The organism is Lampropedia aestuarii, assembly GCF_004803635.1.
Classification (GTDB): Bacteria; Pseudomonadota; Gammaproteobacteria; order Burkholderiales; family Burkholderiaceae_C; genus Lampropedia; species Lampropedia aestuarii.
Window position 1 is genome coordinate 1 of sequence record NZ_SSWX01000016.1, and the last position, 13,447, is coordinate 13,447.

Genomic DNA, 13,447 nt, shown 5'->3' on the forward strand with positions numbered 1-13,447 from the left:
ACCTGTGCAGAAAAGGCTGGGTCAATACATCCCTTCCCAGCTTAGCCAGCCTTGCGCTGCACTTGCGGGGCTTCATCGCGCAGCGCATGCAACGCATGCAGCAGACGTTCTTGCTTGTGGAGCGCAGCTTCTGCATTGCGCTCCTTGACATGGCCGTAGCCGCGAATGCTTTGGGGCAAGCGTGCCAATTCGAGCGCGGTATGGAGTGTGTGCGCTTGCAGCTCTTTGGCCACTTGTAGCATCAGTGTTTTGAATGCACCAATCGCGGCGCGCTCACTGCGGCGCTCGTCGGTTTTGCCAAATATATCCAAAGCCGTGCCACGCAGGAACTTGAGCTTGGCCAATGCCTTGTAAGCCTTGAGCACCCACGGGCCATAACTGGATTTCAGCAAGCGGCCTTGGCCATCTTTTTTCGCCAACAAGGGCGGCGCGAGGTGAAAACGCAGTTGGTAGCCACCTTCAAACTGCTTGTCGAGGCGATTCAGGAAGCCTGTCTCGACAAACAGGCGGGCCACTTCGTACTCGTCCTTGTAGGCCATCAGTTTGTAGAGGCTGGTGGCGACTTCGCGGCTAAAGCGCTCGGAGTTGATCTGGGCTTTTTCAATCGCTGCGATCTCGTTGACAAAATCGGCGTAGCTGTGCGCGTAGGCGGCATTTTGGTAGGCCGTCAGGCGCTGTATGCGGTCCGCCATGATGGATTTGAGCGTTGGCAGAGGCTTGGGCATCTGCACGCGTTGTGTGTGTTTGTCGCCCACGCCTGCGGCACTGCGGACCAGCTCGATATCCAGCGCCGCTTGGCGGCCCCAGGCGAATGCGGCTTTGTTCATCGCGACCGCTGCGCCGTTGAGTTCAATCGCCTGCAGCAGCGAGTCGGCGCGCAGTGGAATCCAGCCCTTTTGCCAGGCAAAGCCCAGCATGAAGACATTGGTGGCCACGGCATCGCCCATCAAGGCAGTCGCCAGCGTGCTGGCATCCATTGCTTCAACCTCACGGGCGGCTTGCTGCACGCGCTCGGCCATTGCCTCGGGCGAGACCTGCCAATCTGGCTCGCGTGTGAACGTGCCGGTTGGGGCCACGACAGTATTCAAAATCGCATGGCTGCGCTGTTTGTCCAGACTGGCAATGGCTTCGTTACCGGCGGCGACTAACAAGTCACAACCGAGCAGTAAATCGACTTGGTGAGGTACAACACGGGCTGCATGCAGCAACTGCGGGTTGTTGGCCAGCCGAATATGCGACATCACCGCGCCGCCTTTTTGCGCCAGGCCCGCCATGTCCAGCACCAACACGCCTTTGTTTTCCAGGTGCGCGGCCATGCCCAGCAGGGCGCCAATGGTGACCACGCCGGTGCCACCTACGCCGGTCACGACAATGTTCCACATCTGGGCATCCGGCACTGCAGGCTCGGGCAGATTCTCTGGCGGCATGGCACTGGCTTTGGCTGCTTTGCGCAGCTGGCCACCTTCAACGGTCACAAAGCTGGGGCAAAAGCCTTGCACGCAGGACAGGTCTTTGTTGCACGAGCTTTGGTCGATCGTGCGTTTGCGACCCAGCGGGGTCTCCAGCGGCTGAATCGATACGCAATTGCTTTGCACGCCGCAGTCGCCGCAGCCTTCACACACTTCTTCGTTGATGACTACGCGCTTGGGCGGGTCCAGCATTTCCTGGCGTTTGCGGCGGCGGCGTTTTTCTGCCGCGCAGGTCTGGGCATACACCAGCACCGACACGCCTGGGACTTCGCGTAACTGCCGCTGCAGCGCATCCATTTGCGCGCGCTCATGCACTTGCACATGGGCGGGAATGCCGACCATGCCTTTGTACAGCTCGGGCTCATCGCTGACCAGATGCACATGTTCAATACCTTCGGCACTGACTTGTTGCAGGATTTGCGGCACAGTGGGCGCGCCTTCGACTGGCTGGCCGCCGGTCATCGCGACCGCGTCGTTGACCAGAATTTTGTAGGTGATGTTGACGCCTGCGGCTTTGGAGGCGCGAATCGCCAGCGAGCCAGAATGCATGTAGGTGCCATCGCCCAGGTTGGCAAACACATGCGGTGTGCTGGTGAATTTGGCCTGGCCAATCCAGCTGACGCCTTCGCCACCCATTTGGGTGAAGGTTTCGGTTTGGCGGTCCATCCACTGCGCCATGAAGTGGCAGCCAATGCCGGCGGTGGCGCGGGAGCCCTCTGGTACCTTGGTGCTGGTGTTGTGTGGGCAGCCTGAGCAGAAAAACGGCACGCGTTGTGGTTGGCTGGCATCGGCTTTGAGAAAGCCATCGCCAGCGCGGCACAGCACCAGGTAGTCCAAGACCGAAGCGGGTAGGCTGTCAGCGCCTTGCACCTTGGCCATGCGCATCGACAGCACATGGGCGATGTGTGTTGGCGTGATTTCGCCATTGGGCGAAAGCAAAATGCCGGCTTGAGGCGCATGCACCCATTCACCCGCTTCGTCGAATTTGCCGACTACGCGCGGGCGGCTTTCCACCGGTGCATGGTAGAGCTGCTCCTTGATTTGGTATTCGATGATTTGGCGCTTTTCTTCGATCACCAAAATCTCATCGAGGCCCTGGGCGAATTCGCGGATGATCTCTGGCTCCAGCGGCCAGGTCATGCCGATTTTCAGCAGGCGCAGGCCCAAAGCGGGTGCGTTGTCCTCGTCAATGCCCAGCATCTCCAGCGCTTCGTGCACATCCAGATAGCTTTTGCCGCAGGTCACAATGCCCAGCCGGGCATCGGGCGCTTGCCAGTCCTGGCGGTTGATCTTGTTCTGGCGCACGTATTCCAGCAGTGCGTACAAGCGGTGGCGTTGCAGGCGGCTTTCCTGCTCCAGTGGCAGATCGGGCCAGCGCATGTGAAAGCCACCTTCTGGGATCGGGTAGCTGTCGGGAATCTTGATCTCCAGCCCCATTGGGTCGATCTCAAAGGAGGACGAGGATTCAATCGTGTCGCTGATCGACTTGAAGCCCACCCAGCAGCCCGAGTAACGCGACATCGCATAGCCGTGCAGACCAAACTCGATGAACTCACGCACGCCTGACGGATTCAGAACCGGAATCATGGCGGCAATGAACGCATGCTCACTCTGGTGCGGCAGCGTCGAGGATTTGCAGGTGTGGTCATCGCCTGCAATCACCAGCACACCACCGTGCTTGGATGTGCCTGCGACGTTGGCGTGTTTGAACACATCGCCGCTGCGGTCCACCCCTGGGCCTTTGCCATACCACATCGCAAACACCCCATCGACCGTGGCATTCGGGTCGAGGTTGACCATTTGCGTGCCCCAGACCGCGGTAGCAGCGAGCTCTTCGTTCAGACCGGGCACAAACTGGATCTGGTGTGCATCTAGATGCTTGCGGGCGCGCCACAACTCCTGGTCGACCGCGCCCAGCGGTGAGCCACGGTAGCCGGAGACAAAACCGGCGGTGTTCAGACCAGCGGCCTCATCGCGTTTTTTCTGTGCCATCAGCAAGCGCACCAAGGCCTGCGTGCCGGTCATGTAGACCCGGCCTTTTTCTAAGGTGTATTTGTCGTCCAGCGTGACTTTGGGGCGCACAGGCGTGGATGCAGTCGTCTCTGCGCTGGTGGTTGGCGTGGGTGGCGCTGCCCTTGTGATTGTCTCCATGGGGCGTTCCTTTATTTGTTGTCTTTGATGGAAGCAAGCGTTGCCTGGCCTATGTTTGGTCGATCACACATGGCGAGTGCTTGCTGAACAGGCGCTTAGATTAGCCGCACGCTAAAAACATGTAAAACACAAATACTTTATGATTGATATCGAAAAAATCAATAACACCGAGTCGATCGGTTTTTCAGATGTCTGATTTCATTTCTCCGCTGCGATTTACCTTGCGGCAATTGCAGTATTTCGATGCCGTGGCGCGTACCGGGCAAATTTCCTTGGCGGCCACAGAAATGCATGTGACGCAGTCGACCGTCACCTCGGCGATTGCCGAGTTGGAGCGTGCACTGGACGCGCCGCTGCTAGAGCGCCACCGCTCAGGAGTGGTTCTGACCTATGCTGGTCATTTGTTTTTGCAGCAAGCGCAGACGGTGCTGGCAGCCGCGCACGATGCTGCGCGCCAGCCGTTCAAAGCCTTGCAAGAGCTGGAAGGTGAGGTTCGGGTAGCGGCCAGCTACACCGTGCTGGGTTACTTTCTTGTGCCCTTGATCGCCAAGTTCCAAAAAAACTACCCGAAGGTGCAAGTCATTCCGGTGGAGTTGGATCGCCAGCAGATTGAGCAGGCGGTATTGGCCAATGAGGTGGAAATGGCGGTGGTCATCACCTCCAACCTGCAAGAGCGCAAGCGCTTTCATGAAATCGGCCTGGTCCAATCGCCTCGTCAGTTGTGGGTCGCGCAGGGACATCCACTGGAGGGCCAAACACAGGTGTCGCTGGAGCAGGTGGCGCAGTATCCGTATATTTTGATCAGCATTGATGAGGGCGAAGTCAACGCTGTGCGCTATTGGCAGGCTGCAGGCATCAATCCTTCTACCTTTATCAAAACCTCGTCGATGGAAGCAGTGCGCGAGATGGTGGCTTTGAATTTTGGGGTGACCATTCTCTCCAATATGGTCTATCGGCCATGGTCACTGGAAGGCAAGCGCATCCATGCGATTCGCCTGCCGGCCTCGGTACCACCGATGGAGGTGGGTTTGATTACCTCTAAAGAACATGCGCTCAGCAGCGTGGCTGAGCGGTTTGCTGCGTACTTGTCCATGTCAGCCAAACAAATGTCCTAAGCGCCTGTTCATTCTCCTCGCGCAGCCGCGCAAGGCATAGCAAACAATGGTGGGTTTGGCTGCGCTCAAACCCACCTTCAGGCCGCTAAGAGCCTGTTCAAAATCTCCACGCAGACCGTGTTGGAGCCCAAAAGGATACGATGCGCGGCAAAAACCGCAGTCGGGCTATCTGCCCGGCGAGGGTTTTTAACAAAGCAGCGTGCCTTTTGGGCGCCAACCCGAAGGGCAAGGCACAAAAAAGCGCATTACTGCGTTGCCCGTTTTGCTCATACAGACGTATGAGCTGCAACAGGCGCCTTGTACTGCCTCTTTTTTGTGCCTTGCGCGACTGCGTCGAGACTTTGAACAGGCTCTTAGGTGATCATGCAGCATGCTGCATGTATGCGGGCATTATTTGATGCCTAGCAACTCCACATGGAATTTAAGCGTGGCATTAGGTGGAATCGTGCCAGGCACGCCGCGCGCGCCATAGGCCGTCGCGGCAGGGCAGGTCAGGTCAGCGCTGCCGCCGACTTTGATTTTTTGCACGCCTTCGGTCCAGCAAGGAATCACGCCGGAGAGGGGGAACGAGATCGGCTGGCCACGTTTGTAGGAGCTGTCAAACTCATTGCCATTTTCCAGCGTACCGCGGTAGTTCACGGTCACGGTGTCAGTGGCCTTGGGTGTTGCACCAGAGCCTTCTTTGACGTGCGAGACGACGACGCCAGAGGGCAGTGTTTCGGCCTCAGCAGCATACGCGGCGCTTGAAGCGGCCAGGGCGATGGCGGCCAGCGCGCCAGTCAGAAATTGTGTATTCATCGGAGCTACCTTCAGGTTGAGCACCCCTTGGTGCGGTTGTGATAGCCTGCGATGGCCGTTCGTTTGATCATCGCAGGAGCCTGGCAAGTATAGGCGCATCTTGCTGTGCTGAAAGCGCTGGGCAAGCCCCATTGCGCAGTCAAGCAAGCCATGGCGGCGCTTGCTGACGCATGGATTACTCCACAGTCACACTCTTTGCCAAATTGCGCGGCTTGTCCACGTCTGTGCCTTTGCCCAATGCCGTGTGGTAGGCCAGTAGCTGCAATGGGATCACGTGCAGAATCGGGCTCAGCGCCCCATAGTGTTCTGGCATGCGGATCACGTGCGTGCCTTCGCTGTTGTCGATGCTGGTGTGGGCGTCTGCCAGCACATACAAGACGCCACCACGGGCGCGCACTTCTTGCATATTGCTTTTGAGCTTTTCCAGCAAGGCATCGTTGGGCGCCACCACCACCACCGGCATCGCGCTGGTGACCAGTGCGAGCGGGCCGTGCTTGAGCTCACCAGCCGGGTAGGCTTCGGCATGGATGTAGCTGATTTCCTTGAGTTTGAGCGCGCCTTCCAAGGCAATCGGGTAATGCGCGCCACGGCCCAAGAACAAGGCATTGTCCATGCCAATAAAGGCGCGGGCCCAGCTGATGATTTGCGGCTCCAGCGCAAGCACGGCTTGCACGGCTGACGGAATATGGCGCAGGCTGTGCAAGTGTTTGGCCAGGCTTGCTTCGTCCTGGGCCTTTTTGCTTTGGGCCAAGGTCAGGGTCAGCAAATACAGCGCGGCCAATTGGGTTGTGAAGGCCTTGGTTGAGGCCACGCCAATTTCAACTCCAGCGCGGGTGATGTAGGACAGTGCGCATTCGCGCACCATCGTGCTGGTGGCGACATTGCAAATCGTCAGCGTGTGGTTGTGGCCCAGGCTCTTGGCATGGCGCAAGGCCGCCAGCGTGTCTGCCGTTTCACCCGACTGGCTGATAACCACGACCAAGGCTGCTGGGTGCGGCACCGATTGGCGGTAGCGGTACTCGCTGGCGATTTCGACTTGCACCGGAATTTTTGCGATGGCTTCGATCCAGTATTTGGCCACCAGTCCGCTGTAGTAGCTGGTGCCGCAAGCGAGAATCAGGACCGAATCGACGGCTTCAAAATGCCGCCAGGCGCTGTCGCCAAAAAGCGCGGGGTTGACTTCGAGCACATCGGTCAGCGTATCGGCCAACGCGCGTGGCTGCTCAAAAATTTCCTTTTGCATGTAGTGCTGGTAGGGCTCCAGCTCGGCTGCTGCGGCAAAGGCTTGCACGGTTTGTACTGGGCGTTGCTGTTCGTCAAAAGCGCGCCCTTGACTGTCGGTGATCCAGTATTTAGCGGCTTGCAAATCGACCAGGTCGCCTTCTTCCAGATAGACAATTTTGTCAGTCACGCCGGACAAGGCCATTGCGTCGCTGGCCAGGTAATGCGCAGGCGAGTCGCCACCGACCACACCCAGCACCAGCGGGGAGCCCGCGCGCGCGCCCACCAGCCGGTGTGGCTCGTCGCGGTGCATCACCGCCAGCGCGTAGGCGCCGTGCAGGCGGGCCGTGGCTTCCTTGAGGGCTTCGAACAGGTCGCCGTTGTAGACGCTGTCGATCAAATGCACGACCACTTCGGTATCGGTGTCGCTGCTGAACACGTAGTTCTTGGCTTCCAGCTCGCGGCGCAACACCTCGTAGTTCTCGATGATGCCGTTGTGCACCAAGGCGATGCGTGCGGCCGATTCCGGCAGTTGCTGCTCTTTGGGGTGCGGGCCAAAGCTGAAGTGCGGGTGGGCGTTGTAGAGCGATGGCGCGCCATGCGTGGCCCAGCGGGTGTGGGCGATCCCGGTGGCCGCATGCAGCGATTCTTCGCGCACTTGTGCTTGCAGCTGGGCGACGCGGGCGGTGCTGCGGGTGCGGTGCAGGCCCTCTTCAGAGGCCGGGTTCATGCTGGCGGTATGTACGGCCAGGCCGCAGGAGTCGTAGCCGCGGTACTCCAGGCGTTGCAGGCCCTGCAACAACACGGGAACCACATCGTGATGGGCGACACCGCCAACAATTCCACACATAAGAGCGATCTTTCTATTCAATACAGGCACCGGGACAGGCGGTGCTACAAGTTGCGTATCCTAAGTTTCTTTGGGGAAATGTGTATTCAAAATAATGGCTAATTTGAAATTAAATTTATAGATTAATATATCAAGAAATATTATTTAATATTTCATTAAAAAATGAATGAAAAACTCGACTCCATAGACCGCAAGCTGCTGGCCTTGGTGCAGCAAGATGCATCAATCAGCAACCAGGCGCTGGCGGCACTGGTGCATGTCTCGCCCGCCACGTGTTTGCGGCGCATGCAACGCTTGCGCGAGTCCGGCGTGCTTGAGCGCCAGGTCGCCTTGGTCAATCCCTGGGCCTTGGCAGAGGCTACTGGCCAGCCGCCTGCGCTGACCTGTTTTATCGAGGTCAGCCTGGACAGGCAAGATGCCGAGGCGATGCAAGCTTTTGAAGACGCCGTGTTGCAATTTGAGCAAGTGCAGCAATGCTGGCGTGTGGCCTCGGGGCCGGATTTTGTGATGGTCGTGCAAGTGCTGACGATGGAGCACTACCAGCAACTGGTGCAAGCGCTGCTCAAGCAGTCCAATGCAGTGCGCAATGTCAAAGCCTATTTTGCGACCAAGCGCGTCAAATACAACACGCAGGTGGTGCTGCCAGCGCAGGCATGAGGCTGGCTTAGGCAGTGATTGGGCGCAGCTGCAACTATTGGCATAGCGCGGCAATTGACCACTTGAACTACCAAGATGATGAGGCCACGGCAGTCGCTGACTCTGCCGTGTGTTGCGGCTGGGGTTTTGCTTCTGGTGCCAGTAACAGCACGATACGCCGCACGATGTCGTCTATCTGCGCCTCGGTGCTGATCAATGCGGGCAGCAGCCGGATCACGTTGCCGCGTGTGACGGTAATGAGCAAATGCTGTTCTGCCAGTGCCCGGCCAACCAGGTCCGTGCAAGGGCGGTTCAATTCAATGCCGACCATCAAACCGTGGCCGCGAATTGCGCTGACAGCCGGGTGCGTTGCCAGTGCCTGGCGCAAACCATCAAGCAGGCGCGCACCCAGTACCGCTGCGCGCGCTGGCAATTGTTCGCGGGCCATGACCTCGATCACCGTGCAGGCCACCCGGCAGGCCAATGGATTGCCGCCAAAGGTTGAGCCATGCTGGCCTGGCGAGAACAGCGCAGCCGCTGCGCCGCGGGCCAGGCAAGCCCCAATCGGAAAGCCATTGCCCAGCGCCTTGGCCAGTGTGACCACATCGGGGAGGATGCCTGCGTGCTGGTAACCCAGCCAGGCGCCGGTTCGGCCCATGCCGGTTTGGATTTCATCGACCATCAATAGCCAGCCTTGCTGGTCGCACAACTGCCGCAAAGCGCGCAGGTAAGCTGGATCGGCAGCGCGAATGCCGCCTTCGCCTTGCACTGGCTCCAGCAGCACGGCCACAACATGGGGTGACTGCGCTGCTGCTGCCCAGACGGTGTCAATGTCGTTGTATGGCAGGCGCAAGAAGCCGGGCATCAAGGGGGCAAAACCGGTTTGGATTGCTGGATTGCCTGTGGCCGAAAGGGTGGCCAGCGTGCGGCCATGAAAGCCATTGTCCATCACGATGATCTGCGGCGCAGCAATGCCTTGGTGGTGGGCGTGCAGGCGGGCGAGTTTCAACGCAGTTTCATTCGCTTCTGCGCCCGAGTTGCAGAAAAAGGCTTTGTCCATGCCGCTGAGCGAGCACAGCCGCTCGCCCAGGCGCTCCTGCCAGTCAATGCGAAAAACGTTGGATGTGTGCAGCAGCAAGCTGGCTTGCTCGCAAATTGCTGCGGTGATTTCCGGGTGGGCATGGCCCAGGCTGGTGACTGCGACGCCAGAGATGGCGTCCAGGTACTCCTGGTCTTGGGCATCCCATAACAGCGCGCCACTGCCGCGCACAAAGGACAGGGCTTGGCGGGCATAGGCTGGCATTAAATGGGCGCTTGCGCTTGGTGCGGTGGCTGGCAGTGGGTTCATAGGTCTGGATTTTTTGAGCTTGTCACAGGCAAAGTGGTGCATGGGCGGTGGCAGTTTTCATCGGCAGGGTCATTCCTTGGTGTCCTAGGCGTGGGCTGGGGCCTCACCAGGCCAGTAATGGCTGTCGGGCACAGCACGTGCGCCAAACAGCGCCTGGCCGACACGCACCACGCTCGCACCTTCTTCAATGGCGATTTCAAAATCACCGGACATGCCCATTGACAGCTCATCCAGTGCAATGCCATCTGGCACGCTTTGGCGCAACTGCTCGCGCAGTGTGCGCAGCCGGATGAAGCACTGGCGCACACGCTCGGCTTCGCTAGAGAACATGGCCAAAGTCATCAGCCCCCGCACACGCAAGGCTGAGAATGCCGGCAGCGCTTGCATGAAAGCAGGCACATCGGCTGGCTCCAGGCCGTATTTGCTGGCTTCGCCCGAGGTATTGACTTGCACCAGTACATCCAAGGCTCTGCCTTCGGCTTGCAGTCTGCGCTCCAGAGCCTCGGCCACACGCAGGCTGTCGAGCGCCTGAAACTCCGCCGCGCAGCGCGCGACCAGTTTGGCCTTGTTGGTTTGCAAATGGCCAATGACGGACCAGTGCAGGCCACTCAGGTCTTGCGAGGCTTCCCATTTGCGCAGCGCTTCTTGCGGTTTGTTCTCGCCAAGCATGCGCAATCCAGCAGCGTAGGCCAGGCGCACCACGGCGTCAGGCTGGGTCTTGCTGACCGGCAAGAGCCGCACCTGCGCAGGGTCTCGGCCCACCCGTATGCAGGCAGCCTGTATGCGGGCCTGGACAATGGCCAGGTTGCGGTGGATGTCTGCCACGCTGTGCACTTGGGCATAGCGCCCATGTTGGTCGTGGCGGGTGGCGGTGGTTTCAGGTGTGGGCATCATGGACTCTTGGTGTGGATGGCTGTTGGCAAAGGCGTCGCGGCAGCGGGTGCGGCTCGGGTCGGCCACTGGCCATTGAGCACCGCATACGCCAGCAGGCCAATCACCAGCCCCCAGAATGCGCCGCCAATGCCCAGCAGCGTGATATTGGCAGATGCTGCCAAAAAGGTCATCAGCGCGGCTTCGCGGGTTTTGGCATCGGCCATCGCGCTGGCCAGACTGCCACCGATGGTGCCTAGCAAGGCCAAACCGGCCAAGGTGGTGATGAAGTTCGCGGGCAGGGCCATGAATACCGCTGCCAGTGTCAAGCCAAATACGCCGACCAGCACATAGAACAGACCAGCGGCAATGCCTGCGATCCAGCGTTTACTGGGGTCATCGTGCGCCTCAGGGCCGGTGCAGATTGCGGCTGTGATCGCCGCCACATTGAAGGCGTGCGAGCCAAATGGCGCCATCAACAAGGAGCCCAAGCCGGTCAGCGTGACAATCGGATTGGCGCTGACTGTGAAGCCGTCGTTGCGCAGCACCAGCATGCCTGGCATGTACTGGCCAGTCAGTGTGATGAGAAACAGTGGCAAGGCCACGCTGAGCAAGGCGTTCAGCGTGAACACCGGCATCGTGAACACAGGCGCGGCCAACTGCAATTGCAGCCCGGACAGGTCGGCACGGTCCTGCAGCAGCAATAGGCCCAGGCCCAGCACCAGAATGCCGACGACTGCATAGCGTGGGCAGCAACGCTTGAAAATGGCATATGCGACGATCAGCAACCCGGTCAGCCAAGGATCGATGGCCATGCCGCCAAATGCACCAACGCCGAACTGCAGCAAAATACCTGCTAGCAAGCCTGCGGCAATGCCTGCCGGAATCAGGCGAATCAGGCGGTCAAACCAGCCCGACAAACCCAGCAGCACAAATGCGGCGGCAGAGACCAGGTAGGCACCTATCGCTTCTGCATACGGCGTTGTTGCCATCGCAGTGACTAGAAATGCAGCGGCCGGTGTCGACCAGGCGGTGATCACCGGTGCACGCGAGACCCAGCTGAGCACTATGCCACTGACCCCTACGCCAATCGAGATCGACCATACCCATGAGGCGGTCAGCTCTGGGCTCAGCCCGGCGACCTTGGCGGCTTGAAACACCAGAATAAACGTGCCGCCGTAATTGACCAGCACGGAGATCAGACCGGCAACGACCGGGTGAGGCAGATCGCGCCAGCGAAGAGGGTTGGAAGAGGGGGCGGTTGGCATGGGGGGCGTGCTGGGTAGGAAAATACAAATACAAGCTTGTCTAAGGTGCAAGCGTTGCAAAGGCGTATTTATATTTCTAAAATGGCCGGATATTCCCTGCCATTTTTTCAATGGAGTGCAGACCAATTGTTCAAACATGCGCAATTAGAGACAGTCAAAGCCTGGATGGCCGATCCTGCGCACGGCAGCATGCCACTGCACGCACGTGTGCAACGGGCGATTCGCCAATTGATCCTCGACGGTGTGTTGGAGGCGGGGCGGCCATTGCCGGCCACGCGTGCGCTGGCGGCTTCGCTGGGAGTGTCGCGGGACACAGCCGAGTCAGCCTATGGCCAGCTGCATGCCGAAGGTTTTATTGAGCGGCGCGTGGGCAGTGGCAGCTTTGTGTCTGAGCGCACCCAGCGCTTGCCAGTGCGCAGCCACAGTAGGCGAGCCAGGAGCAGTGCCCCCCACCTGCGGCTGAGCCAACGCGGTATGGCCATGTTTCAGGGCGGTGGTGTGCGTGATTTTTTCAAACCGCGTGCCTTCGCGCCCGGCGTGCCAGAAACACGCAACTTCCCTCTGCAGACCTGGGAGCGTTTGGAGCGCCAGGTGCTCAAGGAGTACGGCACCCAAGCACTATTGCACAGCCCACCCCAAGGCATGGAGCCGCTGCGCCGTGCCATTGCCGACTACGTCAATTTGGAGCGCGGTGCATGCGCCAGTCCGGAGCGGGTGCTGGTACTGACCAGCTCCCAGCAGGCGCTGACTCTGTGCGCCAGCGTTCTGTTCGATGCGGGCGAGCGTATTTTTATTGAGGACCCGGTCTACCACGGTGCACGCAAAGCCTTTGATGCCGCCGGTTTGGAGTGCATGCCCGTGCCTCTGGATGCGGATGGGCTGCAGGTCGAGCAGTTGCTGGCGGCCACCCAGGCAATGGCCAGCGCAAACGGTCCAGCAGGCCAGGTACCAAGGGCGGTTTTTCTGACCCCTTCGCACCAGTTTCCATCGGGTGCAACGCTCAGCCTGGATCGGCGCCTGGCTGTGATTGAATGGGCCCGGCAGCAGCAAGGCTGGATCATTGAAGACGATTACGACAGCGAGTTCCACTACGCAGGCAAGCCGACTGCTTGCGTGCAAGGGCTGGATGCGCATGGGCGCACGATTTACATTGGCACGTTTACCAAATCCGTATTTCCTGGCTTGCGCATTGGCTATATGGTGCTGCCCGAAGCCTTGGTCGCGCCAATGACGGTGGCGCGCACCTTGCTCGACGGCCACAGTGCGCCTATCCCGCAGCTGACCCTCGCGCGTTTCATCGACGCTGGCCATTTTGGCGCCCATGTGCGCACCATGCGTGCCGTCTATGCCGAGCGCCGCGATGTGCTGGCACGGCTGCTGCGTGCGCATTTGGCCGAATTTGTTGAGCCGCAGGTGCCTGCCGGTGGTATGCAAATGCCTTGCGTGCTGATTCGTGATATTGCAGAAACTGCGGCTGTGCAAGCCGCACAGCGTGCGGGCATTGACCTGTTGGGATTGACTGGTTTGTACGCGTCAAGTCGGCATCAGGCTGGCTTTTTGATGGGCTTTGCTGCCCATGCACCGCATGAGCTCGAAGCCGGGGTCATGCAATTGGCCAAGGTGCTGCGTGGCTTGTGCCGCTGATCAGGGCAAGGGCTTGCTCCTGCACTGGCGGATGCAGAAACAAACGAGTCAGTGGCATCTTCACAGCAGCGCCACAC

Annotated in this window: 9 protein-coding genes; 3 read left to right on the plus strand and 6 right to left on the minus strand. The window is 59.5% G+C overall.

What is annotated here, in order from left to right; translation table 11 throughout:
* Positions 1–41: 41 nt before the first annotated feature.
* Complete coding sequence (locus tag E8K88_RS12325) at positions 42–3,620, minus strand: indolepyruvate ferredoxin oxidoreductase family protein (protein ID WP_136406976.1); 3,579 nt, start codon at positions 3,618–3,620, stop codon at positions 42–44.
* A gap of 188 nt (positions 3,621–3,808) precedes the next feature.
* On the opposite strand from E8K88_RS12325, the gene E8K88_RS12330 reads away from it, so the two are divergent.
* Positions 3,809–4,735, plus strand: coding sequence for a LysR family transcriptional regulator (locus tag E8K88_RS12330; protein WP_136406977.1), 927 nt, complete (start codon positions 3,809–3,811; stop codon positions 4,733–4,735).
* 390 nt (positions 4,736–5,125) lie between these two features.
* Here E8K88_RS12330 and E8K88_RS12335 read toward each other — a convergent pair whose 3' ends face one another.
* Positions 5,126–5,533, minus strand: coding sequence for an FKBP-type peptidyl-prolyl cis-trans isomerase (locus E8K88_RS12335; protein WP_136406978.1), 408 nt, complete (start codon positions 5,531–5,533; stop codon positions 5,126–5,128).
* Positions 5,534–5,708: 175 nt separating this feature from the next.
* Positions 5,709–7,604 (minus strand): glutamine--fructose-6-phosphate transaminase (isomerizing), encoded by a 1,896-nt coding sequence (glmS, locus tag E8K88_RS12340; protein ID WP_136406979.1) that lies wholly within the window; start codon positions 7,602–7,604, stop codon positions 5,709–5,711.
* A gap of 162 nt (positions 7,605–7,766) precedes the next feature.
* Between glmS and E8K88_RS12345 the strand changes: the two genes are divergently transcribed.
* Positions 7,767–8,261, plus strand: coding sequence for an Lrp/AsnC family transcriptional regulator (locus tag E8K88_RS12345; protein ID WP_136406980.1), 495 nt, complete (start codon positions 7,767–7,769; stop codon positions 8,259–8,261).
* Between the two features lie 67 nt (positions 8,262–8,328).
* On the opposite strand, the gene E8K88_RS12350 is transcribed toward E8K88_RS12345, so the two are convergent.
* The 3 genes from E8K88_RS12350 to E8K88_RS12360 form a co-directional block, all read right to left on the minus strand.
* Entirely contained in the window at positions 8,329–9,588 is a 1,260-nt protein-coding gene (locus E8K88_RS12350) for an aspartate aminotransferase family protein (protein WP_240754506.1), read from the minus strand.
* A gap of 84 nt (positions 9,589–9,672) precedes the next feature.
* Positions 9,673–10,482, minus strand: coding sequence for a YggS family pyridoxal phosphate-dependent enzyme (locus E8K88_RS12355; protein WP_205880083.1), 810 nt, complete (start codon positions 10,480–10,482; stop codon positions 9,673–9,675).
* Positions 10,479–11,726, minus strand: coding sequence for a benzoate/H(+) symporter BenE family transporter (locus tag E8K88_RS12360; RefSeq protein WP_136406981.1), 1,248 nt, complete (start codon positions 11,724–11,726; stop codon positions 10,479–10,481). The genes E8K88_RS12355 and E8K88_RS12360 overlap by 4 nt, the downstream gene beginning before the upstream one ends.
* Positions 11,727–11,852: 126 nt before the next feature.
* Between E8K88_RS12360 and pdxR the strand changes: the two genes are divergently transcribed.
* A complete protein-coding gene (gene pdxR / locus E8K88_RS12365; RefSeq protein ID WP_136407055.1) occupies positions 11,853–13,370 on the plus strand; it encodes a MocR-like pyridoxine biosynthesis transcription factor PdxR in 1,518 nt (505 codons plus the stop codon).
* Positions 13,371–13,447: the final 77 nt, after the last annotated feature.